The sequence below is a fragment of the Azospirillum sp. TSO35-2 genome, assembly GCF_003116095.1.
Taxonomy (GTDB): Bacteria; Pseudomonadota; Alphaproteobacteria; order Azospirillales; family Azospirillaceae; genus Azospirillum.
In genome coordinates, this window is sequence record NZ_LGRA01000008.1 from 1,184,626 (window position 1) to 1,211,134 (window position 26,509).

Consider the following 26,509-nt stretch of genomic DNA (forward strand, 5'->3'; position numbering starts at 1 on the left):
GCAGCTGGGGCGGTGGCGAGGCCGCGGTGACCGCGCCGGGTTCCCCGGATGCCGGTCCGAGGAGGGACACGCCGCCCGGGCAACGTCCTCGGGCCGGGCATCGCCGCCGCGCGCTCTCCCCGTCAGTCGCCGACCTCCAGACGGTTCGGCAGGCGCTTTTCGATGGCGAATTTCAGCAGGGCGGCGGCCCGGAAGACCCCATGGGCGAACTTGCCGTAGGGCATGGTCAGGAAGAACGCCATCACCGTCCCGAGATGGACGGCAAGCCAGACCGGCATCAGGCGCGTCTCCCGAAAGACCAGCAGCGCCAGCCCGGTGGCGGCAACCGCCAGCAACAGGGCGATGAAGCCGCGGTCCATGGCGTGCTGAGCGGGGTCGCCGTGCGCCGGATCGCGGCGCAGGTTCAGGTAAAGCAGCCCCGCCGGCCCGACCAGAAGCCCGACGCCGCCGAGCACGCCCAGAATCACGGGAAGGCTCGTCAGGGCGTAGGGGGCCTCCAGCGACAACAGGTAATGGTAAAGCGTCGCCACGCCGGTGGAGGCGAAGCACAGCAGGAAGCCGTAGGCGGTCAGGTGATGGCAGTACCGCCGCGCCAGGGTGAAGCGGTCGCTCTCCTCGTTGCAGCCCTCGCCATGGCCGCCACCGAGATAGCGCAGGGTCGCGGCGGCGGTGGCGGCCTCGGCGACGGCCGGCGCGCGAACACGGCCGATCATCGGGCGGTCGCGGGCGTCGGCCAGCGCCGCCGGCGACACCCGCGACCAGAAACGCGCCACTCCCATTCCCAGGGCGAACAGGGCAAACAGAAAGGCCGCGCCGAACAGGCCGGCGAGCAGGTTGTGCGGGAAGACGGCGTAGAACCGGCCGTCACCGCCGCCATAGGACAGGCCGCCGCCCACCGCCAGCGCAAGGAGCAGGAAGAGCGAAAGCCCGCCGGCCAACGCCAGCGCCGTCGTCAGTCCCGCCCGTTCGTACAGCCGGCCGAAGGCGGGCGGCCAGGCGTAGTCGCGGTAGGTCTGCACCCTCACCTCGGCCAGCGAACGCGGCACGTTCACGGCGAATTCGTGCGGCGGCGCGTATTGGCAGGCGTGGAGGCAGGCCCCGCAGTTGTGGCAGAGGTTGGCGAGGTGGTGGAGGTCGGCCTTGTTGAACTCCAGACGCCGGGTCATCGCCGGAAAGACGGCGCAGAACCCCTCGCAATAGCGGCAGGCGTTGCAAATCCGCAGGATGCGGGCGGCCTCGCTCTCGGCAGCGGTCGGGAGAGGGGCGGACGCCGCCGGCGCGGGTCGATCAGCGGGCTGCTGCAAAGGCGAACTCCTCTTCGAATGCCGGGTGGATGCGCCCAAGGGCGCGCGCCGCGGACGCTCCCGCGACCCGCCCGAACGCCGTTCCGATGCTCATGCCGATGCCGGCCGTGTAGCCCTGCCCCAGCACGTTGCCGGCCATCATTTCGCCGGCCACGAACAGGTTGCCGCTCGGCCGGCCGCCAAACCCGACCGCGGCGGTCACGTCGGTCTTCAGGCCGAGATAGGTGAAGGTGATTCCGGGCCGGAGCGGATAGGCGAAGAACGGCGGCGTGTCGATGGGCAGCGCCCAGTGGGTTTTTGCGGGCGTGAGACCCTCGGTGCGGCAATCGTCGAGCACGGTGTGATCGAACGTCCCCGGCCGGCAGGCCGCGTTGTAGGCGCCGAGCGTCCGGGTGAAGGCGGCGACGTCGAGGCCGATCTTTCCGGCGAGGTCGGCCAGCGTGTCGGCGCGGGTCCCGTCGAACACCGGCGGCATGAAGCGGCCGACCGCCTTGCGGTCGATGATCGACCATGCGGTCTGGCCGGGCTGGCCGGCGACCAGCCGTCCCCAGATCGCGTAGCGCTTGGGCCAGAAGTCCTCGCCCTCGTCGTAGAAGCGTTCGGCCTCCCGGTTGACGACGACCCCCAGCGAGACGCAGTCGATGCGGGTGCAGATCCCGCCGTCATACAACGGCGCGCGGGCGTCGATCGCCACGCAATGGGCCTGCGTCGGGTCGCCGACGGGGTCGGCGCCGGCCTCGAGCATGAATTTCAGGAGCGTGCCCTGGTTGAAGCGGGTGCCGCGGACGAGGAAGTTCTCGGCCGGCCATTCGCCGCGCTCGTTCTGTCCCCAGGCTTCGCGCTGCCAGGCGAGGTTGGATTCGAAGCCGCCGCAGGCCAGGACGCAACTGCGGGCGGCGATGCGCTCGCCGGACTCCGTGATCGCCGCCGCGAAGCGATCGCCGTCAAGCTCCAGCCGCGCCACCGGCGTGTCGTAGCGGATTGCGACGCCGAGCGCCGCCGCGCTGCGGTAGTAGGCGTTCACCAGCGCCTTGCCGCCCCCCATCATGAAGGCGTTGGTCCGCGCCACATGCAGCGCGCCGGACAGCGGCGGCTGGAAGCGCACCCCGTGCCGGCGCATCCAGGGCCGGCAGCGCGATGAATGCCGGATGACGAAACGGGCAAGCCCTTCGTCGGTCTTGCCGGCCGTCACCTTCTCGAGGTCGCGCCAGTATTCCTCCTCGCCGTAGGCCTCGACCAGCACGTCCTGGGGCTCATCGTGCATGCAGCGCAGGTTGCGCACATGCATGGAGTTGCCGCCGCGCCAGGCGCGCGGTGCCGCCTCCAGCAGCAGCACGGACGCCCCCGCCTCCCGCGCCGTCAGGGCGGCGCAGAGTGCGGCGTTGCCGCCGCCGATGACGAGAATGTCGGGTTCCGTGATCGTCGTCATGACCTTTTCCCTTGCCGTCATGCGCCGGCCGCCGCGCCGCGGCCGGCCAGCCAGCCGAACACCAGCGCCGGGCCCAGCGTAATTCCGGGCCCCGGATAGGCCCCCTCCATGACCGAGGCCATGTCGTTGCCGCAGGCCCAGAGGCCGGGGATCGGCGCGCCGTCGGTCCCGATCACCCGCGCCGCCGCGTCGGTGCGGATCCCGGCCGACATGCCGAGATCGGCCGGATGCACCGCCACCGCGTAGAAGGGCGCTGTCTCGATCGGCGCCACGCACGGGTTGGGTCGCCGGTCGGCGTCGCCGAGCGAGCGCTGGTAGACGTCGCCGCCGCGGCCGAACGCCGGGTCTTCGCCCCGCGCGGCGTCGCGGTTGAAGGTCGCGATGGTGTCGGCCAGCGCCGCTTCGGGAACGCCGATGCGTCGGGCGAGATCGGCGACGGTGGCCGCCCGCTTCAGATAGCCGCTGGCGACCTCGGGCTCGATCCGCCGGGTGAAGGGACGGATTTTCCCGAGCCCATAGCTCCACAAAAAGCGCGCGTCGCAGAGAAGCCAAGCCGGCACCGCGCGATCGGACATCTCCAGCTGTCGGCGCACGAAGGCGTGGTAGGAGACCGCTTCGTTGACGAACCGCCGCCCGTCCTGGCCGACCGCGATCAGCCCCGGCTTGGCCCGGTCGGTGACGGTGTGGGGAAAGACCGCCGCCGTTCCGCCGGGCCGGGTGAAGGTCGAGGCGGGCACCCAGAAGGCCCCGTCCGTCGTCGGCTCCGACAGGGCGGCGCCGACCTGCTCCGCCAACCGCGCGCCGCGCGGCGCCGCGCCGGGCGCCACGGTGGCCGTCAGCGCGCCGGCAGCGCCGGGGACGTAACGCCGCCGCAGCTCCGGATCGTGGGACAACCCGCCGGTCGCCAGGACGATCCCCTGCCGTGCGACGATCGCCCATCGCCCGCCGGCCGAGGACGCCCGGATCCGGGTGACGCGGCCCGTCCCGTCCTCGGCCAGCCCTTCGGCGGTGACGCCCGTGCGGATCGTCACCCCGAGGTCGAGCACCGACTTCAGCAGCCGGCCGACCAGCGCGTTGCCGAGATACAGCGTGGTCCCCCGCCGCGCGGTCATGCGCTCGACGCCATGGCGCAGCAGAAGCCGCGCCACATGCAGGGCCGAGCGGACCGAGCGGGTGGCGCGCCGCAGGTGCGGGATGTCCTGGCGGCTGATCATCATGCCGCCGAACAGCGTGAACTCCGGCAACGGGTCGCGGACCAGCGCGAAGGCACTCCCGAGCGTCCGCCCGTCGAAGACGACCGGTTCGAGCACCCGCCCGCCCGCCGTCGCCCCCGGCAGGTCGGGCTGGTAGTCGGGATAGGTCAGCACCGGCTTCAGCCGCACGGCGGTGTGCGTCTCCAGCCAGCGCAGGACGTCGTCGGCGTGGGTCAGGAACGCGTCGAGCCGCCGCCGGTCCGCCCCCGGCACGGTGTGGGCAAGGTAGGTCCGGGCCGCGTCGAGGCTGTCGGGCCGCCCGGCCTCCGCCATCTTGTGATTGGCGGGGAACCAGACCATGCCGCCGGAGATCGCCGTGGTGCCGCCGACGACCTCCCCCTGCTCGAGGAGCAGGACGGAGCGTCCCGCGGCCGCGGCGGCGCAGGCGGCGGTCAGCCCGCCGGCCCCGGCGCCCACGACAACGACGTCCCAGACCTCGTCCGCCAATGCCGGCGCCGATGTGGACGCCGGTGTGGACGCCGATGCCGGGGCGGCGTCGCTCATACCATCCCGCCGTTCGGCTGGACGATCTGGCCGTCGATCCACGACGCTTTCTCCGAGGCGAGGAAATGCACCACCTCGGCGATCTCCTCCGGCCGGCCGATCCGGCCGAGCGGGCTCATCGCCGCGCTGCGCTGCTTGGCCTCGTCGGTCTTGCCGGCGTTGAACAGGTCGGTGGACACCGGGCCGGGGGCGACGGCGTTGACGCGGATGCGCCGCCCGGCTAGCTCCTTGGACATCGAGCGCACCAGGCACTCCACCGCCGCCTTGGTCGCGGCGTAGGGGCCGACGCCGGGCACGGCGTGGCGGACCAGCGAGGTGGTGAGGGCGACAATGGCGCCACCGTCGGCAACCCGGCGCGCCGCCTCGGCCAGCACGTTGAAGGCGCCGACCACGTTGACCTCCATCAGCTGCCGGAAATGCTCCGGGTCGAAGGTGCCGACAGGGTTCGGCGGCACGTTGATGCCGGCGTTGGCGATCACCGCCTGCGGCGCGGCACCGAAGTCGGTGCGAACCTGCTCGAAGACGGCGGCGACCGCGGCGGCGTCGCGGACGTCGGCCTGATAGGCGCGGCCATGGGGGGACGGCTTGGGCGTGCCGGTGGTGGTGAAGCCGACGGTCCAGCCGTTGGCGGCGAAGAGTTCGACGCAGGCGGCGCCGATGCCGCGCGAGCCACCAAAGATAAGGACGACGGGGGAAGCGTTCGTCATGTCGTGAACCTCGACGGTCAGTGCAGGGCGTCGCGGCGCGGCGCGTGGCCGCATCGCGTGGTCGGAAGGGGCGTGGTCGGAAGGGGGCGTGGTCGGACCTCGGCAGCCCGGTCAGGACGGGCCGGCGCGGGTGGCGGCAACCGTCGCCGCGATGCCGCTCTGCAGGTCGTAGCCAGGGCGGTACCCAAGCTCGGCCGCGGCACGGCGGATGTCGAGCGCGCCCTTGGCCGCGCTGACGATCGGCGTGTCGCCCAGCCGGTGGACGGGGGCGCAGCCCACGGTGATCCGGGCGCCGGGAACCGCGCGGTTGACCGCCTCGGCGGTGTCGCGCAGGGTCGGTGCGACGCCGGTCGCGATGTTGTAGGCGTCGAAACGGTGGGTGTCCTTGTCGAGCGCGAGCAGCACCCCGGCGACCGTGTCGTCGATGTAGACCTGATCGACGGCGAAGTCGGCGCCGGTCGGTTCGTGGAAGGGTTCCCCGCGCAGCGCCGCCTCGATGAAGGTGCGCGGCATGCGCAGGCGCGGCAGATGCGGCCCGTAGACCCAGCAGGTCCGGACGTTGATGCAGTCGAGCCCGTGGTTGCGGGAATAGACGCGCCCGTAATGCTCGGCCGCGAGCTTGGTCAGGCCATAGACGCTGACCGGGCGCTGCGGATGGTCCTCGTCGATCAGCGGGGCCTGGAAGTCGCCGTAGGTTTCCTCCGTGCTGATGTGGACGACCCGCCTCACGCCCGTCAGGCGCATCGCCTCGAACAGGTTGACCGAGCCTTCGACGTTGACGCGCAGGGCGGCGAGCGGGATGTCCGCCGCCTGCGTGACGCCGACGATGGCCGCCGCGTGGATCACGGCGTCGGGCTGGTGCGTCTCGAACAGCCGCAGCACGCGGTGCCATTCGCCGAGGTCGGCCGCCTCGACGGCAAGCCGGGGGTCGCGGGCCGCGAGCGCGGCCATCGCCGGCGGGACCGCGAGGTCGAGGCCGACGACCGTGTCGCCGCGGGCGAGAAGGGCACGGACGATGGCGCCGCCGAGCCAGCCGCAGGCGCCGGTGACCAGGATTTTCCGGGGCATGTCGGGCCTCACCGGGGTTGCGGCTCTTCGTCGGTCGGCGGGCTGGTGATGACCAGGAACACCAGCGGCTCGTTGCCCGTGCAGTGGAACTCGTGCACCACGCCGGGCGGGATGAAGGTGACGTCGTCGGCGCGCACCAGCCGGCGCTCGCCGTCGACGATCAGCAGGCCCTGGCCGGAGAGCACGTGGTAGATCTGCTCCTGGACGGCGTGCACGTGGGATTCGACGTGGGCGCCGGGTTCGTAGGAGGAGATGCGGTGGTCGAAGAAGCGGCTGCCGACGGTCTGCGGCGTCACGATCGCCTTGGACAGGGCGCGGTTGAAGTGGCCGGGATACTGGGTCCACAGCAGCTCACCCAGGTTGCGGGTGGCGGCGTATCTGTTCTCCGCCGCGTCGGCGAAGGCATCGACAGGGGGCGAAACGAGGCTCATCGGTCAATCTCCTTGGGCGAAGCCGGGCAACCCGGCGAGCAGGTGCCGCTGATCGTGTTCGGCGACGAAACCCAGCCGCCGTTCGGCGTGGGTCAGGTCGTAGAGCGGGGCGAAGGGTTCCCGGGCGTAGACCTCCGGCGCGCGGACCACGACCGCGTCGCCGTGGAGCCGCCGGAGCCGGTCGAGCGTCGGTTCCGGCGACAGGGTCACCCGCGCCGACAGGTAGAAGGGTTCGAAGTCCCCCGGCGCCATCGAAAGGCCGAGGGCAAGGCGGAAGGCGCGGGCGACGTCACGCGGGTCGATGTGGTGGTGCAGCGGCCCGCCGCCGGCCGCCGACGGCCCGCCGGCCATCGGACCGCGGTAGGCGTCGGGATCCCGGGCGCGGGCGACGATCTCCGCCGCCATCTCCGGATAGGCCACGAAGACCGTCCGCAGCGCCACCGCCGACATCCCGCGCAGCGCCCAGGCGCGCACCATGCCCTCGCCCAGCACCTTGGACACCGCATAGGGGTCGGTGGCGAGCAGCGGGTGGTCGAGGTCGAGCGGCGCGTAGCGGGGCGGAAGCATCCGACCCTCGCGGACCGTGTAGCCGGCGACGGAATCGCTGGAGCAGAAGACCATGCGGCGCACGCCCGCCGCCTCCGCCGCCTCCAGCACGGTGTAGGTGCCGAGCAGGTTCACCCGCATGATGGCCTGCCCGTCGCCCGACCAGATGTTCGGCACGGCAGCGATGTGGCAGACGGCGTCGACGCCGGCCATCGCCGCGGCGACGAGCGCCGGGTCGGTGACGTCGCCGACCACCCATTCCGCAGGCTCCTCGCCGGCGCGGCGGTCGAGGCCGCGCACGGCATGGCCCTGGGCGGTGAGGTCGCGCACCACGTGGCGCCCGAGAAGACCGGCGGCGCCGGTCACCAGGATTCGGCTCATCGTCCTGCACTCCGGGTCCGTGCCGGGGCGTCGGTCGTCTGCACGATGCCGAGCAGCCGTTCCTGCAGCGCCTGGTCGGCGGCGAGGTCGGCGGCGCCGCCGCCGTAGGCGACACGGCCGTTGACCAGCACATAGGCGCGGTCGGCCATCGCCAGCACGCTTTCGGCGTGATGCTCGACGATCACCAGGCTGGCGCGCGTCGTCAGCTTGGCGACCGCGGCCCGCACCTCCTGCACCACGGCGGGGGCGAGGCCCTCGAACGGCTCATCCAGCAGGATCAGCCGGCTCGGCACCATCAGCGCGCGGGCGATGGCCACCATCTGCCGCTCGCCGCCCGACAGATGCTCGGCGCGCGACTTCAGCCGCTGCGCGACCCGGGGGAAGAGGTCGTAGATCTCCGCCAGCGACGCCCCACCCGGCCGCGCGGCGAGCTTCAGGTTTTCCATCACCGACAGGTTCGGGAACAGCCGCCGCCCTTCCGGCACCAGCGAGATGCCGAGGCGGTTGATCGCGTCGGGGCGCAGGCGGGTGATGTCGGTGCCGTCGAAGCGCACGCTGCCGGCGGTCGAGGGCAGGACGCCGGTGATGGTCCGCAGCGCCGTCGTCTTGCCGACCCCGTTGCGACCGAGAAGGGCGACCACCTCGCCCGCCCCGACGACGAGGTCGAGGCCGTCGAGCACGGTGCCGCCGCCATAGCCGGCGCGGACGCCCGCCAGCTCGAGGAGCGGCCGGTATTCGGCGTGCCGGGCCGCCGGTTGCGCCGGATCGGCGGTGCGGGGGAGCGCGGCGGGTGCGGCCGGAGCCGCGCCATGGGCGCTGCCGAGATAGGCGGACACCACCTCCGGATGGCCGGCGACGTCGCCGGGCTTGCCGTCGGCGATCAGCCGCCCCTGGTGCAGCACGGTGATGCGGTCGGACATGGCCAGGACGCGGTCGATGTCGTGCTCGATCAGGAAGACCGCGTGCGACTTGGCCAGGCGGACGATCAGATCGCCGACGATCTTGCGGTCCGATTCCGCCAGCCCGGCCAGCGGCTCGTCGAGCAGCAGAAGCCGGGCCCGCGTCGCCAGCGACACCGCGATTTCCAGCAGGCGCTTCTCGCCGTGCGACAGCGCCGAACAGATCTCGGCGGCGCGGTCGGCGAGGCCCACCGCGTCGAGCAGCGACCAGACGCGCAGGTTGGCGGCCTCGTCCGCGTGGGCGTCGCGCCACAGGCCGTACCAGCGCCGGTCCGCCGCCTGCACCGCGACGCGGACATTCTCGAAGGCGGTCAGGTTGGGGAAGACGCTGAGGATCTGGAACGACCGCGCCATCCCCAGCCGGGCCCGCTGGTGCGGGGCGAGGTGAACGATCGGGCGGCCGTCGAACGCGATGCTGCCGGCATCCGGGCGAAGCACGCCGGTCAGCAGGTTGAAGAAGGTCGTCTTGCCGGCGCCGTTGGGACCGATCAGGCTGTGCAGCCCGGTGCGCCCCACCTCCAGCGAGATGCCGCTCTGGGTGACGATGGAGCCGAAGCTCTTGGACAGGTCGCAAACCGTCAGGATCGGCCGCGAGGGGTCGCCCTGGTCCGCGGCGGCGGCCGGGCGGTAGGGCGGGATGCTGGCCGGCCGGTCCGGGATGCCCCAGCGCGTCAGCGTCCAGCGGTCGCGGCCGACGATGCGCTGGAAGATCCCCTGCACCCCTTCGTGGGAGAGGAGCGCGAAGGCGATGATGATCGGCGCGAAGAACAGCCACCAGTTCTCCGTCACCGCGCTGAGGCGGTCCTCCAGGACGATGAAGATCGTCGCGCCCCACAGCGGCCCGAGAAACTGGTGCACGCCGCCGAGCGCGGCCATCAGCACCGGGTCGCCGGCGTGCTGCCAGTTCAGGTTGTTGGCGTAGACGCCCTGGAGGAGCAGGCTCATCATGCCGCCCGCCACGCCGATGGCGCCGCCGGCGACGATCACCGCCACGAGCTTGGTGCGGTAGGTGTCGTAGCCGAGGCTCGCCACCCTCTGCTCGTTGTCGCGCAGCGCCTGCATGACGCGGCCGAGCGGCGCGTGGGCGATCCGCCACAGGATCCACATGACGCCGACGACGACCACCAGCGCGAAGCCGTGAAAGGCGTTCGCCGAGGGGAAGAGCGGACGCACGACGTTCTGCAGGCCGTTCTCGCCCCCCGTCACCGAGGTCCATTTGAAGGCGATCTCGAAGGCGATCTGCGAGCAGGCGAGCGTGAGGAGCGAGAAGTAGAGGCCGCGCCGCCGCAGGATCACCGCGCCGACCACCAGGGCGAGGGCAAGGGAGAAGACCGTCGCGATCATGACGGCGACGATCTCGTTGCCGCCGGACACCATGCCGCCGAGGATCGCAACCGCGTAGCTGGCGCTGCCGAAGAAGAAGGACGCACCGAACGGCACGAGGCCGAGATAGCCGATCAGGAAATTCACCCCGGCGCCGTACAGCGTGTAGATCGCGATCTGCGTGACGCGCTGGATCGGCATGCCGGTCAGAAGGGCGAGGCCCGAGGTGACGAGCAGCACCACCGCCAGGACGACGATCGGGTGGCTCCACGCGCGGGCGATCTTGGAGGAAAGGGTCGTCATTCGAAACGCTCCCAGCGCTCGCCGAACAGGCCGCGCGGACGCAGCAGCATGATCGCGAACATCAGCACGTACATTGAGGCCGCCGCCGCCTCGGGCTTGAACTGGATCGTCAGCGCGGTGACCACGCCGACCGCCAGCCCGGCGACCACGGCGCCGCGGAAGGAGCCGAGCCCGCCGACCGCCACCACCACGAAGGCGGGCATGACGGCGTTGGCCGACATCGACGGCGACACCGCCCACAGCGGCGCCGCCAGCACCCCGGCGATGGCGGCAAGGGCGCAGCCCAGGCCGAAGGCGGCGGTCAGGACGCGCGGCAGGTTGATGCCCAGCAGCTCGACCATCTCCGGATCCCGGCTGCCGGCGCGCAGGATGCGCCCGTAGGGTGTCCAGGCGAGGAAGGCCCACAGGCCGAGCAGCGTCGCCACCGTCGCCCCCAGCACGGCGACGCGGTATTTCGTGATCAGCAGCGGACCGAACTCGACGATGCCGGCGAAGACCGGCGGCGCGCTGAACGGCTTGCCGTCAGCCCCCCAGACGACGCGGATCACCGCCTCGATCAGCAGCGCCAGCGCGAAGGTCACGATCAGGCTGAGCAGCGGCTCCTTGCCGTAGAGGCGGCGAATGATCGCCACCTCCACCGCCATGCCCACCAAGCCGACCAGAGGCGGCGCGAAGACGACCGCGCTCCAGCCGAACCAATGGAACAACTGCCAGGCGAAATAGGCCCCCAAGGCGAAGAACGCGCCGTGCGCAAAGTTGATCACGCCCAGCAATCCGAAGGTGATCGACAGGCCGACGGCGATCACCACGTAGAGAAAACCAAGGACAAGTCCGTTTGCGACTTGCGACACCAGAATATCGGTCATGGCCGGGATCCACCTTCGGGAATGCGTGGGCCGAAAGGCGGGTCAGAGCGGCGGCATCGTGCAGCCGATCTGCTCCTTGGTGCCGAAGGCCTTTTCCGTATCGGCGGTCGTGTCGGACGTGTTCTTCAGGACGTCGAAATAGTCCCACTTGTCGGTGATGTCCTTCTTGACCTGAACGATGACGGCCGGCCGCACCATCTGGTGGTCCCAGGCGCGGAAATAGAAGGGGAAGGGGCCCTCGGTGTTCTTCCATGCCTCCAGCGCGGTGACGATGTCGCCGGCCTTGGCCGACTTGGCGGCTTCCATCGACTCCAGCAGGGCGCGCATCCCGATCCAGCCGGACCAGGTCTTGTCGGACGGCGGGTTGCCGTATTTCTTTTGGAAGTCGGCGGTCATCGCCTTCTCGGCGGCGGTGTTCTTCGGGTTGTTGTAGTACCAGGGCTTGATGAAGATGCCGGTCGAGGCCTGGGGGCCGACGTCCCAGAAATCGGTGTCCGTCACGGCGACGGCGGCATATGGGATCTTGCCCTTCATCCCCATCTCGTTCCACTGCTTGAGGAAATTCGAGAAGTCGCCGCCGACGAGGCCGCCGATCACCACGTCCGGCCGCGCCTGCCGGATCTTGAGGGCGTAGGACGAGTAATCGGCTGTGTTGACCGGCACCTCGTCGACGCCGACCTCTGTCCCGCCGATGACGGGAAGCTGCGCGCGCGCCGAACGCAGGATGTCCTGGCCGAACGCGTAGGACGGCGTGATGAAGTAAATCTTCTTGCCCAGGTTGGCGACGTAGGGCATCAGCCCGGCGATCTGCACCGGCACCGTCGCCTGGGTGCGGAAGGTGTAGCGGCTGCAATCCTTGCCGGTGATCTCGCTGGCCGCGGCGCCGGTCAGGATCAGCGGAATCTTTTCGCGGTTGGCGACGCTCATCATCGCCAGCGCCGACGAGGAGTAGTTGCCGCCGATGACGGCGACGACCTTGTTCTCGTCGATCAGCCGCTGCATGTTCTGCTGCGAGACCTGCGGGTTGGGCTCGTCGAGCCAGACCAGCTCGATCGGCCGGCCGAGCACCTTGCCGCCGGCCTGCTCCACCGCGAGCGCGCTGCCGCGCTGGAGATATTCGCCGATGGAGGCCCCCGGCCCCTGCTTGGAATAGATCAGGCCGATGCGGATCGGGCCGGTGTCCTGCGCGGTCGCGGCGGCTCCCCACCCGATGGTGGTCATCGCCGCGATGCCGGCCAGCAACCGCAGGGCACATCGTTTGTCAGGTTGGGTCCCATTCATGGCGTAATCCTCCGCTGTTTTTTGTCGTTGCAGTCGTTCGGCCCCCCAGCCGATGCCCTCAGTCGAGACGGTGCGGTTTGCCGAACGCCGGCTCCTTGAAGGGGATCGGCGGCAACGCCCAGGTCCCGGTCGAGGGCGGACGGACGTCGGCGTCCACATGCAGGTCGATCACGCAGGGGCGGCGGTTGCGGACCGCGGTTTCCACCGCGCCGCGCAGATCGCCGCTGCGGGTGACGGTGACGCCGTCGGCACCGCAGGCCCGCGCCCAGGCGGCGAAGTCGGGGTTGTAGCGCTCGCCGCCCGGCCCCTGGTTGCCCTTGTAGAAGGCGGTCCCGATCTCGCGGCCGTCGAAGAGCCCGTATTGGATGTCGCGGATCGCGCCCCAGGCGAAGTTGTTCCAGACGATCCACACGCAGGGCAAGTCGTATTCGACGGCGGTGGCGACGACGTGGGGCGCCATCATGAAGCCGCCGTCGCCGACCACCGCGACGCAGGGTCGTTCGGGGGCGGCGAGTTGCGCGCCCAGCACGCCGCAGACGCCGAAGCCCATCGACGAATAGCCCCAGCTGTTCAGCATGCTCTGCGCCCGCTGCGGCTTCCAGAACTGCATGAACCAGTTGTGATGGACGCCGGAATCGAGCGACAGGATCACGTCGTCGGGAAGCACGTCCTGCAGGGCGCCGACGACGTATTCCGGCCGGATCGGCGTGGTGACGGCCGAAAAGTTCGGGCGGACGAAGGCCTCCCATTCCGCCCGCCACCCGGCGATCTCGGCCCGCCATTCGGCGAAGGCTTCGGCGGTGACGTCGGTGCGCTGCGACAGCGCCGCGGCCAACTGGCCGGCGAAGGTCTTGGCGTCGGCGATGATGCCCAGGGTCGGCGGGTAGTTGCGGCCGAGTTCCGCCGGGTCGATGTCGACCTGGAGCAGCTTGGTGGCCGGGAAGTTCCAGGAATAGCCCGGGTTCCAGCTCGACGACGAGCGGTCGTCGAAACGGGTGCCGACGCAGATGACGAGATCGGCGAAGCGCCCGGCCTGGTTGGCCGGATAGGCGCCGTTGCGGCCGATGAAGCCGAGGGTCAGCGGATCGTCGGCGGGGACGAGGCCCATGCCGTTCGGCGAGGTGATGACCGGAATGCCCCAGCGGCGCTGCAGCGCGGTGATCTCCGGCCCGGCCTCCGACAGGGCGGTGCCATGCCCGATGAAGAACACGGGGCGCTTCGCCGCCGCGACCAGCGCGGCGGCGGCGGCGACGTCGGCCTCGTTGGCGCCCGGACGGTGGCCGCCGTGGCGATGCGACGCCGGCGGCAGCTCGACCTCCGCCTCCTCCTGGAACACGTTGTAGGGAATGTCGAGGTTCACCGGTCCCGGCCGCCCCGTCACCATGGTGTCGAAGGACTGGCGCAGCGCCAGCGGCAGCATGTCGACCCGGCTGGGCTGGAAGGACCGCTTGACGACCGGCCGCAGCACCTGGGCGAAATCCGCCTGGTTGTGGGCGTAGAGTTCCTGGAACGGGCCGCGGTTGGCCTGCGAGGTCGGCACATTCGCGGTGATCGCCAGGAAGGCCGAGGAATCCGACAGCGCCGTGACCAGCGGCATCACCATGTTGGCGGAGCCCGGCCCGGTGGAGGTCAAGGTGGCGACCGGGCTGTGCTTCACCCGGAAATAGGCGTCCGCCATATGGCCGGCGCACTGTTCGTGGCGCGGCGACACCAGCGTCACGCGGTCGCGCACGGCGTGCAGCGCGTCGAGAATGCCGACGTTGCCGTGCCCGCAGACGCCGAAGACGAACGGCACCTTCTGCTTCACCAGATATTCGGCGATGACCTCGCCGCCCTTCATCCGACTCATACCCTGCGCCTCCCGTGCTCCCGGCCGTCAGGCCTGGATGGTGACCATGCGTTCTTCGCTCATTTCCCGGATGGCGTAATGGGGACCCTCGCGCCCGAAACCGCTGTCCTTCGACCCGCCATAGGGCATGAGGTCGACCCGCGAACTGGGCGTGTCGTTGATGTGGACGCCACCGACCTGGAGTTCGCGCGCGGCGCGCAGCGCGCTGTCCAGGCGCCGGGTGAAGATGCCGGTGGCAAGGCCGTAGGGCGTGGCGTTGACGCGGTCGATGGCCTCGTCCAGCCGGTCGAAGGGAACGACGCACATGACCGGACCGAACACCTCCCGGCAGCCCAGCGGCGTGCGCGGGTCCACGTCGGCGAGCAGCGTGGGCGGCACCACCGCGCCGACCCGCGCGCCGCCGGCCAGCCGCCGGGCGCCCAGCCGGACCGCCTCCTCGATCCAGCTCTCGATGCGGCCGGCCGCCGCCTCGCTGATGACCGGGCCGACGGCCGTCGCCGCGTCGTTGGGATCGCCGTAGGGCAAGGCGGCGACCATCGCCGCCAGCCGCCGTTCGACCTCGTCGGCCAGGGGACGCTGCACCATGAGGACCTGGATGGAGGTGCAGACCTGCCCCGCCTTGCGATAGGCGGCGTTGATCACCTTGGGCAGCGCCACGTCGAGATCGGCGTCGTCGCACAGGATGCAGTGCGCGATGGACCCCAGCTCCATCTGGGTGCGGCGCAGGCCGGCGCCCTTCTGGATCAGGCGCCCGACCTCCGTGCTGCCGGTGAAGGCGTAGAAGCGGACGGCGGGTTCCTCGAGCAGCCAGCCGGCAACCTCGCCGTCGCCATGGAGCACCGTGATCATGGCCGGCGGCAGGCCCGCCTCGATCAGGCACTCGGCGATGATGGAGGCGCTCATCGGGGTGTGCAGCGACGGCTTCAGGATCACCGAATTGCCGGCGGCGAGCGCCGGCCCGACCTTGTGCGCCACCGTGTTCAGCGGCGCGTTGAAGGGCGTGATGGCGCACACGCTGCCCAGCGGGATCCGCAGCGTGAACCCCAGCCGCCCCTGCTGGCCGGCCGCCCCGTCGATCGGCACCATCTCGCCACCGAAGCGGCGGGCTTCCTCCGCCGACAGGCGGAAGGTCACGGAGCAGCGCTGGATCTCGCCCATCGCGTCGCGGCGGGTGAAGCCGGCCTCGCGCACCATGATCTCGACGAGGTCTTCGGCGCGGCCGTCGATCAGGTCGGCGGTCCGGTCGAGGATGAGTCCGCGCTCGTGCGGGCCGAGCGTGTCGGCGCGGAACGCGGCGTCGGCGGCAGCCACCGCCTGCGACACCTGGTCCCGCGAGGGCAGATGCGTCCGCAGGAAGGGCTGCAGGCGGTACTTGTCGGAAACGTCGACAGTGGTCGCTCCCTCGGTCCACGCGCCGCCGATCAAAAGCCGGCAGACGGGTGCGTCCTGAAGGGGTGAGCGGTGCGCGGCGTCCTGCGCCATTCCGAAAGCCTCCCTAGCGGCCCGTTTCTTCTGTCGTTCCTTCTGTATCGTCGAATTGACAGGGCGGAAAATATGGAATCACACTAAGCGCCATAAGGCCAGCCTATGGCCGTTCGCCCAAGGGAGGAGGGCATCATGGACCTGCGCCAGCTGCGCTATTTCGCCCAGATCGTTGAAAGCGGCAGCTTTTCAAAGGCTTCCCGCTGCCTCTTCATCGCCCAGCCGGCGCTGAGCCAGCAGATCGCCAAGCTGGAGGGCGAGGTCGGAAAACCTCTGCTGAACCGCTCGTCGAAGGGGATAACCCCGACGGAAAACGGGTTGGCGCTCTATCATCACGCCCGCTTCGTCCTGCGGCAGCTCGACCAGGCGCTGTCGATCGCCCGCCAGGAGGTCGGCGAAATCCAGGGCATGGTGTCGGTCGGACTGCCGGCCACCACCGTCCTCGCCATCGGCCTGCCGCTCATGAAGAGGATCCGCGAGAAATATCCGGGCATCCTTCTCAACGTCGTCGAGGGGATGAGCGGTCACATCGCCCATATGATGCGGCTTGGACAACTCGACATTGCGATCCTTTTCACCAACGATGTTTCGTCGCAATTGGAGTCGACGCCGCTGCTCGAGGAGGAACTGTTCGTCGTCTTCCCCGAATCCAGCGGCTATGCTTCGCCCGAGCGGACCGAGATCTCCGTCGCCGAGGTCGCACAGATCCCGCTGATCCTCCCGACGAACGCCCACGGCCTGCGCCGCCGGGTGGTGGCCGAGTTCGACAAGCGCAATCTCCGGCCGAACGTCGTCGCCGAGATCGACTCGCTGTCGCTGCTGATGAGCTGCGTTCGCGACGGCATCGGCGCGACCATCAAGCCGATGTCCGCTCTCCTTCTGGTCGGGAGCGACCGCGAACGCTGGCGCTCCCTAAGGATATCGGATGCAACCATCACCCGTAGAAACTATCTGTACTCGATATCACGGGATCTTATGTCTCCGGCGGCCCTTTCGGTGACGAACGAGATCAAGGACACCTGCCGGACTCTGGTCGCCGGCGGGAACTGGCTGGGCGTCCGGCCGATCGACGGCCCGGGAGCCGGGCTGTCCAGCGCAGCGTGACGCTGGGCACCCCGACGATCTGCAACGGCTTCCCGCACGGCATGGCGCTCCCCCACGCGGACACCATCGACGCCGACCTGCTGGCCGTCTTCAAGGCCCGACCGTGCCGCGATCCCCGCAGGGCCATGACCGGCGCTGCGGGGTCAACCTATACGCAGGTATGGATGGCGCGTCCTGCTCCGGTTGTTGAAATGGAACGCTCGCGACGGAGGTGGTTGACGAGAGGGGCCGCGGCTGGAGTGTGATGTTGTGCTGAGCGTTCCCACCATCTGTGTCGTCGACGAGGATGAAGGCATCCGGGAAAGCCTCGACAACTTCCTACGCTCCGTCGGCATGCGGGTCCGCACCTTCTCCACGGCGGAGGAATTCATCGCCTATGAGGGGGAGACCGGCTGCCTCATCACCGACCTGCACCTGAAGGGCATGGACGGGTTCAGCCTGCAGATGGTGCTGCTGCAGCGGGGCCGCAGCCACCCGGTGATCGTGATGACCGCCTTCGCGACACCGGCCGCCCGCAACCGCTCGCTGGCCCAGGGGGCCTGCGCCTTCGTGACCAAGCCGCTCGACCCGGAAAACCTGCTCCTCCTCATCGAAGACGCTCTCAAGAAGACCCAAGGGGACCGTGAACCATGACCGGCCAAGCCCAGCGCAGCGGCGCTTCCATCGGAAGGTACGATCGTGCCGGCGGGAGGTACGACCTCGCCGGTTTTGCCGCCGGGGAGCGGCCCGGCTACCATGGCTTGGCGGGCCAACCGCGGCGGCGGCACACGGATGTGGCGGAGGGACTCATGGCGAAGGAAACCGTGGCAGGCGAACCTGCCCTGGTCTGCATCATCGATGACGATGCCGACGTGCGCTGCGCGGTGGAAAGCCTGCTGCGCTCCGCCGATTACCGGGTGCTGGCCTTCGCGTCGCCGGAGGACTTCCTCGCCTGCGGCGACGTGGCCGGCGCCGCCTGCCTGATGCTGGACGTCTATCTGGACGGTGCCGACGGGTTGGCGGTGCAGCAGGCGCTGCATGACCGTTCCATCGCCGTGCCGGTGGTGCTGATGACCGGCCAGGGCGACATCCCGATGGCGGTGCGCGGCATGAAGGCGGGCGCGGTCGATTTCCTGGCCAAGCCCTTCACCGAAGAGGAGGTCCTGCAGGCGGTCGGCGAGGCGGTGGCGCTGGACGGCCGGCGCCGGTCCGAACGCGGCGAGGACGACGCGGTGCGCGCGCTCTACGCCAAGCTGACTCCGCGCGAACGCGACGTGATGGCGCTGGTCAGCGCCGGGCTGATGAACAAGCAGGTGGCGGCGAAGCTGGAGCTGAGCGAGGTCACGGTGAAGATCCACCGCGGCAACCTGATGCGCAAGATGCACGCCCAATCGCTGGCCGACCTCGTGCGGATGGCCGAAATCCTGGGTGTGCGCGAACGGACCGTCACCCGCTACAACGTCGCCGGCTGAGCCACCTCCACCACGGTCGGCGCCACCGGCAGCACGAAGGACACGGTGGCCCCATGCCGGCCGTTGGCCGCCGACCGTTGGCCGCCATGCTTCCCCACGATCGTCTTGCCGATCGACAGGCCCAGCCCCATCCCCTCGTCCCTGGTGGAGATGAAGGGCTCGAAAATCCGCGGCTGCACGTCGTCCGGGACGCCGGCGCCGCTTAATACCTAGGGATGGATACGAGACCGGCGGGCGGCGGGCAAGAATAGGCCCCAGCAGAATTCCCCACCTGAATTCCCCACGGAAACCGTCATGACCACACTCCACATCAACGGCCGCGCCTATCCGGTGGCGGTCGAGGACGACACGCCGCTGCTCTGGGTCCTTCGCGACACGCTGGGGCTGACCGGAACGAAATACGGCTGCGGCATCGCCCAGTGCGGCGCCTGCACCGTGATGATCGACGGCACCGCCACCCGCTCCTGCCAGGTGCCGGTGGCGAGCATCGGAACCGCCGACATCCGCACCATCGATTCCATCGAGGACGACCCCGTCGGCCGCAAGGTGGTGGAGGCCTGGGTCGCCACACAGGTGCCGCAATGCGGCTATTGCCAGTCCGGACAGGTGATGGCGGCGACCGCCCTGCTGAAGCGGACGCCCCACCCGACCGACGGCGACATCGCCGACGCGATGACCAACCTGTGCCGCTGCGGAACCTACAACCGCATCGCCGCCGCCATCCGCCAGGCCGCCGGCTGAGAGAGGGACGCACCGCATGGACCGCTTGCTCGCCGCCGCCCCGAACCGGGGCAAAGATCCGCTCGAACTCCAGATCGAGGCGCAGTCTGCCGTCGCGCTGATGAAGCCGGACGGCGTCTCCAACCTGTCGCGCCGCTCCTTCCTCGGCTTCGGCGCGAGCGCGCTGGTGCTGGGCGCCCTGCTGCCGGCGATGCCGGTCCGGGCGCAGACCGCCGCCGCGGTCAAGCCCGGCACGCGGGTTCCGGCCTTCCTGGTCATCGGCAAGGACAACGCCGTCACCCTGCTCAGCCCCTTCGTGGAGGGCGGCCAGGGCATCAACACCGGCCTTGCCCAGATCGTCGGGGAGGAGTTGGACGTCCACCCCAGCCGCTTCACCGTGGAGTGCGCGCCGCCGGGTCCCGATTACACCGTCATCAACGGGCTGCGGATGACCGGCGGCAGTCTCTCCACCCGGTCGAGCTACCCGCTGATGCGCCGGCTGGGCGCCACCGCCCGCGACATGATGATCCGTGCCGCCTCGGCAACGCTGAAGGTCACGCCGGAGAGCCTGACGACGGAGGACGGCTTCGTCATCCACGCCGCATCCGGCCGGCGGCTGTCCTATGGCGCGCTTGCCCCGACGGCCCTCGCCCTGCCGCCGCGCGACGACGTGGCGCTGCGTGACCCGGCCAGCTTCCGCTACATCCGCCAGCCGATGGCGCGGCTGGACGTGCGGGCGAAATCGACCGGCAAGGCCGTCTACGCCATCGACCAGAAACTCGACGGCATGCTCTACGCCGCGGTCCAGCACGCGCCGAACCAGGGCACCCTGGTGGAGGCCATCGGCAACGAGGCCGCGGTGGCGGCGATGCCCGGCGTCCATTCCGTCCACAGGCTGCCGGGCGCGGTGGCGGTCACCGCCGACAGCTGGTGGCGCGCCCGCAAGGCGGTGGACGCGCTGTCGGTGAGCTGGTCGGCGCCCGCGCGGTCGGGCCTCGACACGGTGGCCGCCGACTACGCATCGGACGGGATGCTGGCGGCGCTGAAATCCGCCACCGCGGCCGGGCTCCCGGCGGAGCGGGCGGGCGACGTCGCCGCCGCCTTCGCCCGTGCGGCCAAGGTGATCGAGGCGGACTATGACGCCCCCTATCTGATCCACGGGCAGTTGGAGCCGCCGTCCGCCATGGCGCGCTTCAACCCGGACGGCACGCTGGAGCTGTGGGCGCCCAACCAGATGCCGGAGCAGTTCCAGTCGGCGGCGGCCGAGACGGCCGGGCTGGCGCCGGACAAGGTCATCCTGCATTCGCCGATCCTGGGCGGCTTCTTCGGCCGGCATTTCCTCTATGGCAACGCCACCCCCTTTCTCCAGGCGATCCAGTTGGCGAAGGCCACCGGGCGGCCGGTGAAAACACTGTGGTCGCGCGAGGAGGAGTTCCGCATGGACGCCCTGCGCCCGCTCAGCTTCAGCCGGCTCCGCGCGGCCATCGGCGCGGACGGGCGCCCCACCGCGATCCAGGCGCGCACGGTGGGTGAAGGACCGCTCAGCCGCTGGTTCGGCGCGGTGTTCAAGGACCCGGTCGACCGCTCGGCGGTGGAGGGCGTCACGGGGAAGCCCTACGCCATCGCCAACCGCGCGATGGACTACATCAAGTTTCCCCATCCGGTGACCATCGCCTTCTGGCGCTCCGTCGGCCATTCGATGAACGATTTCTTCTATGAGGGGTTTCTGGACGAGATCGCCGACGCCGGCGGCCAGGACCCCTTCGCCCTGCGGATGGAGCTGCTGAAGGACAAGCCACGCCACCGCAAGCTGCTGGACACCGTGGCGGCGATGTCCGGCGGCTGGAAGCGCGGCCCCTACGAGGTGGACGGCGTGCGCCGCGCGCGCGGTGTCTCCATGGCCTCCCCCTTCGGGTCGGAAACGGCGACGATCGCCGAGGTGTCGGTCCAGGGTGGCGAGACGCAGGTCCACGCGGTCTGGGTCGCCTTCGATCCCGGCAGCATCGTCAACCCGGCGATCGTGAAGTCGCAGGTGGAATCCGCCGTGGCACTGGGCCTGTCGGCCACCCTGTTCGAAGAGCTGGTCTACAAGGACGGCGTCCGTCAGTCGCACAATTTCGACGACTACCCGATCCTGTCGCGCCGCTCCATGCCCACCGTGCATGTGGAGATCGTGGAGAGTGGCGCCCCGATGGGCGGCGTCGGCGAACCCGGCCTGCCCGGCGTCCCGCCCGCGGTGGTGAACGCCGTGGCGGCGCTGACCGGCCAGCGCATCCGCAGCCTTCCGTTGGCGAAGAGCAAGCTCGGGGTCTGAAGGCGAAGCCACCAGCGGCCGCGGAACCATGGCCGCCGGACGACAGCCCGGCGGCCTTCCTCGCGTCGCTCGCCGTCAGACCTGGATCGGGTTCTCGGCGAATCGGGTTCTCGGCGAGGTGGCTGCTGAAGCCGATGACCAGCGCACGCTCGTTCGGGCCGCCGCCCCCCTCCCGCCACGGGCGGTGGGCTGCCGCCGTCAGCGGTCGTCGGCGATGAGGTCGGCGACGGGCGCCGAACCGTCGATCCGGTGCTTGTGCCGCCACAGGCGGGGAGCCTCACCGGCAACGCGGCGGAAGATGCGTGAGAAGTGCGACTGATCGGAAAAGCCGCAGTCGAGCGCGATCTGGGACAATGGCGTGCTGGTGGTTTCCAGCAACTCCTTCGCCCGCTCGACGCGGCGACGGACGATGTAGGCATGCGGCGGGCAGCCGAAGCTCTCCTTGAAGGCCTGGCAGAAATACCCGCAGCTCAGCTTCACCGCCGCCGCCAGATCCCGGTTCCTGATGGTGTCGGCGAGATGGGCATCGATATGAGCGGTAACCCGCCGCACCTGCCAGACCGCCAGCCCGATTCTCCGGCCGGCATCGTCCGGCACCTCGACCGCCGGGCCCCGATCGCTGCCGACGCGTTGCAGCCGGGCCAGGGCCAGCGACAGGCAGTCCTCCACCGACTGCCGATCCGGCGCCAGCATGTCGCTGGCGACCCGCAGCAGCCAGTCGGCCGCCGCCGTCAGCCGGTCGCCGTCAGCCGACACCCACCCGACGGAGGCCGGAACCGGCAGCGCCGGGAGACGCCTCGGCGTTTCGGAAGCCGCCAAATCCATACCGATCTCCTGCTCCGGTCACCGTGACGGCGACAGTGCCGGAGGCTCCGGTGTGCGGGAACCCATACTCAGGTATCGATCGCCGGATGGGCCGGGTCGGGCGGACAGGCCGCCGAGGTCGTTGGGCAGGCGCCTGACCAGCGGCCTTGCGCCCCGACCAGGGGCGGATCACCTGGCACGCCAAACCCTTTGTCGGGGAGAAAGATAGTGGGGGGACATCGCCCGGGCCGGTGTCGAACGACCATTGTCCGATACCGACAATATCACCCAGTAATGCGACGTCAGTTCCCTCTTTGTATCAGTATCCGGTGATGATATTTCTCTTGGTGCTTTTGGGAATACGGCGGGATGAAATCGGATGTCGACCAAGCTGGACTTTCGCCGCCTCCGCTATTTCGTCGCCGTCTGTGAACTCGGCAGCTTTTCCAGGGCCAGCGAGTTTCTGAACGTGGCCCAATCGGCGCTCAGCCAGCATGTGGCGACGCTGGAGGAGGATTTGGGCGTACAGCTCCTGCTGCGTCAGCCGCGCGGCGTCAGCCGGACCGAGGCCGGCGACCGGCTGCATGCCCACGCACGAGGCGTGCTGCACGCGTTGGAGCAGGCGGAGTTGGACGTGCTGTCACTGTCGCGGGCGGTGGTGGGGCCGGTGATGGTCGGCTTCAATTACACCGCGATGGAGGCGATCGGCCTGCCCTTCATCCGGCGCGTGGCCGCCACCCTGACCGAGGTCAAGCTGCGCGTGATCGAAGCGCACAGCGAGATCATGCACCAGTGGATGCTGTCCGGTCAGGCCGACCTCGCCCTGACCCTGGTGCCGCCCAACGACGACCGGCTGGAGGCCGTCCCGCTGCTGGACGAGGAACTGGTCTGCCTCGGCACCCGCGCGATGATCGGCGAGGGCGGCCCCATCGATCTGGCCGACGTGCTGCGCCTGCCGCTGATCATGCCCGGCCGCACCGCCGTTCTGCAGGCGCTGGCCAGCGACGCCGAGGTGCGCAACGCCATCGCCGCCAAGGTCTATCTGGAGATCGAATCGGCCGTGCCGCTGAAACGGGCGGTCGGCGCCGGGCTGGGCGTGACGGTCCAGTCGGCCGCCCTGGCCGGTGACGAGATCGCCCGCGGCGAGCTGGTCGCGCGGCCGGTGGTGAACCCGTCGATGGGGCGCACCCTGTATCTGGTGTCCTCGCGCATGAAGACCGCCTCCCGCGCGGTGGTGGAGGCGCGGCGGCTGATGATCGACGTGGTGCGCGAGGCGCAGGCGAGCGGCCGCTGGCCCGGCCGGTTGCGCGACAGCTATCTCGAAACCAGATAGCTCGCTTCGCTTCTTTGTATTTTACGACCCTGCCTCCCCGTGCTGTTCTGTTTAGCGGACAAACAATCCGAAAGCCCGCAGTTGAACGGGCTCCGCTTCCGGCCCCAATCGCCCACCAATCGCCCAACCGGCCGGAACGCCGCAACGAACCACCATCGGGAGGTGCAGGACATGACGCCCACCAAGACGGCCAGCCACGCGAAGATCATGCTGGCGCTGTGCGCCGCCGCCTCGGCCACGGCGCTGATGGCGCTGCCGACGGGCGCGGAGGCCGCGACGCGGATGCGCTGCAGCCACCAGCTGCCGCCGGCCCACCACATCTCCAAGGTGATCGAACGCTGGGCGGCGGAGGTGAAGACGCTGTCGGACGGCGATCTCGACGTCCAGGTGTTCGGCGCCGACAGCCTGATCAAGGCCAACGACAACATCCTGGCCGTGGCCAAGGGCGACATCGAATGCGCCTTCTCGCTGAACTTCCAGTGGGGCAAGACCCTGCCGCTGATGAACGTCACCGTCGGCCCCTACACCATGTCCTCGATCGAGGCGTGGCGGAAATGGCCGACCTCCGAGGCGGCGGCCTTCCTTGAGGAACGCCTGCTGAAGAAGGGTGTGAAGAACGTGGTCTGGATGTTCCAGACCAACACCAGCGTCTTCACGTCCAAGGGCAAACCGCTGCTGAAGCCGGAGGATTTCAAGGGCCAGAAGATGCGCGGCATCGGCCCCGCCTTCGACCGCGGCCTGAAGGCGATGGGCGCCACGCCGGTCGCGATCCCCGGCAGCGAGGTCTATCAGGCGCTGGCCACCGGCATCATCGACTCCGCCATCACCGACGTCGCCGCCGCCTGGTCGCGCAAATATTACGAGGTGCAGGACCACATGACGGTGGTGCCGGTGCTGGCGGCCTATCTGCACGGCTACGTCAACCCCGGCTGGTACAACAAGCTGACCGACAAGGACAAGGCCGCCCTGAAGAAGGCCGGCGAGGATGCCGCCGGCTGGGCGCTGGAGGCCTCGCAGGAGGCGGCCGCCAGCGCCCCGGCGGAACTGGAGTCGAAGGGCGTCAAGGTCCACGTCGCGACCGCGGAGGAGAATGCCGCCTTCAAGGCCGCCATGGCTCCCGCCTTCGCCGAGGGCTTCGCCGACGAGACCGGCACCGACGGCCGCAAGCTGCTCGAACTCGTCCAGAAGCTCCAGTAGGGGAGGACCGGCCATGAGCAGCATGTCCACCCCGGACAGCGTCGCCACCATAAGCGGCAAGGGGGGAGCCTCCCACGGCGCCCTGCGCCTGCTGACCGCCACCGCATCGATCCTGTCGCGCATCGGCGGCGGGCTGAGCGTCCTGCTGATCGCCGTCGTCCTGGTTCTGACCACGGCCGGTGTCGTCGCCCGCTATGTCGTCGGCCACCCGCTGGAGGGCGTCGACGAGGCCTGCGGCTATCTGGTGGTCGCCCTGGTGATGGCGGGGGCCGCCGAGGCGCTGCGCACCGGCCACCACATCCGCATCGACCTGATCATGGGCTTCGTCGGTCCGCGCGGCCGGCGCTGGCTGGATGCCTGGGCCAACCTGGCGGTGCTGGTCGTCGCCGTCCTGCTGGTCCGCACCGGCTGGCACACCGCCGCCTTCTCCTACGATTTCGACGCCTTCTCGTCGGGCCAGCTGGAGCTGCCGCTGTGGATCCCGCAGGCGACGCTTCCCATTGGCGCCGCCCTGCTGGGGATCGTCGCCTTCGCCAAGCTGGTCGGCGCGCTGGCGGGGCAAGAGTCGGACGAGCGGACGGGAGGCCACTGATGACGTTCCTGATCCTGGGCCTGCTGCTGCTCCTGCTGTTCAGCGGCATGCCGATCTTCGCGGCCCTCGCCCTCACCTCGCTCGGCGTGCTGGCCCTGTTCGAGGGCAGCGTCGACAGCATGGCCGACGCGGTGTTCTCCAGCCTGAACAACCCGCTGCTCGCCACCATCCCGATGTTCGCCTTCATGGCGCACATCATGATCAAGGCCAAGGTGGTCGACGACCTCTACGAGATGTCGAACACGCTGGTCGGGCACATCAAGGGCGGGCTCAGCTTCGCCACCATCCTGTCCTGCACCATCTTCTCGACCATTTCCGGCTCTTCGGTGGCGACCGCGCTGACCATCGGGTCGATCTCCATCCCGCAGATGAAGCGCTACGGCTACCGCCAGCGCGACACCTACGGGCTGATCGCCGCCGGCGGCACGCTGGGCATCCTGATCCCGCCGTCGGGGCCGATGATCCTCTACGCCATCGTCACCGACGCCTCGATCGGCGCCCTGTTCCTGGCCGGGATCATTCCCGGGCTGCTGATGGCGGTGATCTTCGCCGGCTACAGCTGGCTGCAGGCCAAGCGGCAGGACAGCGTGCAGTCGCAGCCCTGGCCCGGCTTCCGCACCGTCGCCGCCGCCTTCCGCAAGTCGATCTGGGCGGTGATGATGCCGCCGCTGATCCTGGGCGGCATCTATCTCGGCGTCTTCACCGCCGGTGAGGCCGCGGCGGTCGGGGCGGTCTATGCGCTGGCGGTGGCGCTGCTGGTCTACCGCAACGTCTCCGTCGCCGATCTGCTGGACTGCGGCGTGCAGACGATGCGGACCAGCGTCATGCTGTTCATGATCATCGCCGCCGCCGGCATGTTCGGCCACGCCATCACCATCATCCGCCTGCCGGCCCAGATCATGGAGACGGTGGCGACGCTGGGCCTGTCGCAGAGCGGCTTCATCCTGGCGGTGATGGCCGCGATCTTCATCCTGGGCATGTTCCTGGAAACCATCGCCATCATCCTGATCACCACGCCGATCATCCTGCCGGTGATGACCGCGCTGGGCATCAACCCGATCTGGTACGGCGTGATGCTGATGATCAACCTGGAACTGGCGCTGATCACCCCGCCGGTCGGCATGAACCTGTTCGTCATCAAGGGCATCACCACCTCCTCGCTGGCCGAGGTGACGCGCGGCGCCCTGCCCTATGTGCTGCTGATGATGGCGGGCCTGTTCGTCATCTGGCTGTTCCCGTCGCTGTCGCTCTGGCTGCCGCAAGCCGCAGGCTTCGGAACGTGATCGCAGGCTTCGGAACGTGATCGCG

At 69.8% G+C, this 26,509-nt stretch carries 22 protein-coding genes and 1 pseudogene; 9 read left to right on the forward strand and 14 right to left on the reverse strand.

All coding sequences use genetic code 11. The annotated features are described in order from the left end of the window. Window positions 1-122 precede the first annotated feature (122 nt). The 12 genes from tcuB to TSO352_RS06935 form a co-directional block, all read right to left on the reverse strand. Window positions 123-1,304 carry a tricarballylate utilization 4Fe-4S protein TcuB gene (gene tcuB / locus TSO352_RS06880; RefSeq protein ID WP_109106529.1) on the reverse strand — a complete coding sequence of 394 codons (1,182 nt, stop codon included), beginning with the start codon at window positions 1,302-1,304 and terminating at the stop codon, window positions 123-125. After that, on the reverse strand, window positions 1,288-2,733 hold the full coding sequence (tcuA, locus tag TSO352_RS06885) for an FAD-dependent tricarballylate dehydrogenase TcuA (RefSeq protein WP_109106530.1): 1,446 nt from the start codon (window positions 2,731-2,733) through the stop codon (window positions 1,288-1,290). Before tcuA ends, tcuB begins: the two co-directional genes overlap by 17 nt. A 17-nt stretch (window positions 2,734-2,750) precedes the next feature. After that, window positions 2,751-4,490 (reverse strand): FAD-dependent oxidoreductase, encoded by a 1,740-nt coding sequence (locus TSO352_RS06890; protein ID WP_109106531.1) that lies wholly within the window; start codon window positions 4,488-4,490, stop codon window positions 2,751-2,753. Next, the gene (locus TSO352_RS06895) at window positions 4,487-5,197 is read right to left on the reverse strand and encodes an SDR family oxidoreductase (protein WP_109106532.1); all 711 of its coding nucleotides are present in this window, start codon (window positions 5,195-5,197) and stop codon (window positions 4,487-4,489) included. Before TSO352_RS06895 ends, TSO352_RS06890 begins: the two co-directional genes overlap by 4 nt. 111 nt (window positions 5,198-5,308) lie before the next feature. Continuing rightward, on the reverse strand, window positions 5,309-6,265 hold the full coding sequence (locus tag TSO352_RS06900) for an NAD(P)-dependent oxidoreductase (RefSeq protein ID WP_109106533.1): 957 nt from the start codon (window positions 6,263-6,265) through the stop codon (window positions 5,309-5,311). Window positions 6,266-6,273: 8 nt separating this feature from the next. Beyond that, window positions 6,274-6,696 (reverse strand): cupin domain-containing protein, encoded by a 423-nt coding sequence (locus TSO352_RS06905; RefSeq protein ID WP_109106534.1) that lies wholly within the window; start codon window positions 6,694-6,696, stop codon window positions 6,274-6,276. 3 nt (window positions 6,697-6,699) lie between these two features. Continuing rightward, a complete protein-coding gene (locus TSO352_RS06910; protein WP_109106535.1) occupies window positions 6,700-7,623 on the reverse strand; it encodes an NAD-dependent epimerase/dehydratase family protein in 924 nt (307 codons plus the stop codon). After that, window positions 7,620-10,208 (reverse strand): branched-chain amino acid ABC transporter ATP-binding protein/permease, encoded by a 2,589-nt coding sequence (locus tag TSO352_RS06915; RefSeq protein ID WP_109106536.1) that lies wholly within the window; start codon window positions 10,206-10,208, stop codon window positions 7,620-7,622. Before TSO352_RS06915 ends, TSO352_RS06910 begins: the two co-directional genes overlap by 4 nt. Beyond that, window positions 10,205-11,074, reverse strand: coding sequence for a branched-chain amino acid ABC transporter permease (locus tag TSO352_RS06920; protein WP_109106537.1), 870 nt, complete (start codon window positions 11,072-11,074; stop codon window positions 10,205-10,207). The genes TSO352_RS06915 and TSO352_RS06920 overlap by 4 nt, the downstream gene beginning before the upstream one ends. 42 nt (window positions 11,075-11,116) lie before the next feature. Next, window positions 11,117-12,355 (reverse strand): ABC transporter substrate-binding protein, encoded by a 1,239-nt coding sequence (locus TSO352_RS06925; RefSeq protein ID WP_109106538.1) that lies wholly within the window; start codon window positions 12,353-12,355, stop codon window positions 11,117-11,119. Window positions 12,356-12,413: 58 nt separating this feature from the next. Beyond that, window positions 12,414-14,204, reverse strand: coding sequence for a thiamine pyrophosphate-binding protein (locus tag TSO352_RS06930; RefSeq protein ID WP_109106539.1), 1,791 nt, complete (start codon window positions 14,202-14,204; stop codon window positions 12,414-12,416). Between the two features lie 27 nt (window positions 14,205-14,231). Beyond that, on the reverse strand, window positions 14,232-15,686 hold the full coding sequence (locus TSO352_RS06935) for an aldehyde dehydrogenase family protein (protein ID WP_109106540.1): 1,455 nt from the start codon (window positions 15,684-15,686) through the stop codon (window positions 14,232-14,234). A gap of 135 nt (window positions 15,687-15,821) precedes the next feature. On the opposite strand from TSO352_RS06935, the gene TSO352_RS06940 reads away from it, so the two are divergent. From TSO352_RS06940 to TSO352_RS06950, 3 genes are all read left to right on the forward strand, one after another. Continuing rightward, a complete protein-coding gene (locus TSO352_RS06940; RefSeq protein WP_109106541.1) occupies window positions 15,822-16,790 on the forward strand; it encodes a LysR substrate-binding domain-containing protein in 969 nt (322 codons plus the stop codon). Window positions 16,791-17,039: 249 nt separating this feature from the next. Then, a complete protein-coding gene (locus TSO352_RS06945; protein ID WP_109106542.1) occupies window positions 17,040-17,423 on the forward strand; it encodes a response regulator in 384 nt (127 codons plus the stop codon). 155 nt (window positions 17,424-17,578) lie between these two features. After that, window positions 17,579-18,241, forward strand: a complete 663-nt coding sequence (locus TSO352_RS06950; RefSeq protein ID WP_109106543.1) for a response regulator — start codon at window positions 17,579-17,581, stop codon at window positions 18,239-18,241. On the opposite strand, the pseudogene TSO352_RS06955 reads toward TSO352_RS06950, so the two are convergent. Then, window positions 18,223-18,432, reverse strand: a pseudogene (locus tag TSO352_RS06955) (ATP-binding protein); the annotation flags it as partial. The gene TSO352_RS06950 and the pseudogene TSO352_RS06955 sit on opposite strands and share 19 nt — an antisense overlap. A 103-nt stretch (window positions 18,433-18,535) precedes the next feature. Between TSO352_RS06955 and TSO352_RS06960 the strand changes: the two are divergent. Next, window positions 18,536-18,982, forward strand: coding sequence for a (2Fe-2S)-binding protein (locus tag TSO352_RS06960; RefSeq protein WP_109106545.1), 447 nt, complete (start codon window positions 18,536-18,538; stop codon window positions 18,980-18,982). Between the two features lie 16 nt (window positions 18,983-18,998). Then, window positions 18,999-21,275, forward strand: a complete 2,277-nt coding sequence (locus TSO352_RS06965; protein ID WP_109106546.1) for a xanthine dehydrogenase family protein molybdopterin-binding subunit — start codon at window positions 18,999-19,001, stop codon at window positions 21,273-21,275. 198 nt (window positions 21,276-21,473) lie between these two features. Here the strand turns inward: TSO352_RS06965 and TSO352_RS06970 are convergent, their stop codons facing one another. Next, the gene (locus TSO352_RS06970) at window positions 21,474-22,100 is read right to left on the reverse strand and encodes an AraC family transcriptional regulator (RefSeq protein WP_109106547.1); all 627 of its coding nucleotides are present in this window, start codon (window positions 22,098-22,100) and stop codon (window positions 21,474-21,476) included. Window positions 22,101-22,458: 358 nt separating this feature from the next. Between TSO352_RS06970 and TSO352_RS06975 the strand changes: the two genes are divergently transcribed. From TSO352_RS06975 to TSO352_RS06990, 4 genes are all read left to right on the forward strand, one after another. Further along, on the forward strand, window positions 22,459-23,412 hold the full coding sequence (locus tag TSO352_RS06975) for a LysR substrate-binding domain-containing protein (RefSeq protein WP_109106548.1): 954 nt from the start codon (window positions 22,459-22,461) through the stop codon (window positions 23,410-23,412). 171 nt (window positions 23,413-23,583) lie between these two features. Then, a complete protein-coding gene (dctP, locus tag TSO352_RS06980; RefSeq protein WP_109106549.1) occupies window positions 23,584-24,609 on the forward strand; it encodes a TRAP transporter substrate-binding protein DctP in 1,026 nt (341 codons plus the stop codon). Window positions 24,610-24,622: 13 nt separating this feature from the next. Continuing rightward, window positions 24,623-25,201, forward strand: a complete 579-nt coding sequence (locus tag TSO352_RS06985) for a TRAP transporter small permease (protein WP_109106550.1) — start codon at window positions 24,623-24,625, stop codon at window positions 25,199-25,201. Further along, window positions 25,201-26,484 (forward strand): TRAP transporter large permease subunit, encoded by a 1,284-nt coding sequence (locus TSO352_RS06990; RefSeq protein ID WP_109106551.1) that lies wholly within the window; start codon window positions 25,201-25,203, stop codon window positions 26,482-26,484. The genes TSO352_RS06985 and TSO352_RS06990 overlap by 1 nt, the downstream gene beginning before the upstream one ends. The last annotated feature ends 25 nt before the right edge of the window (window positions 26,485-26,509 follow it).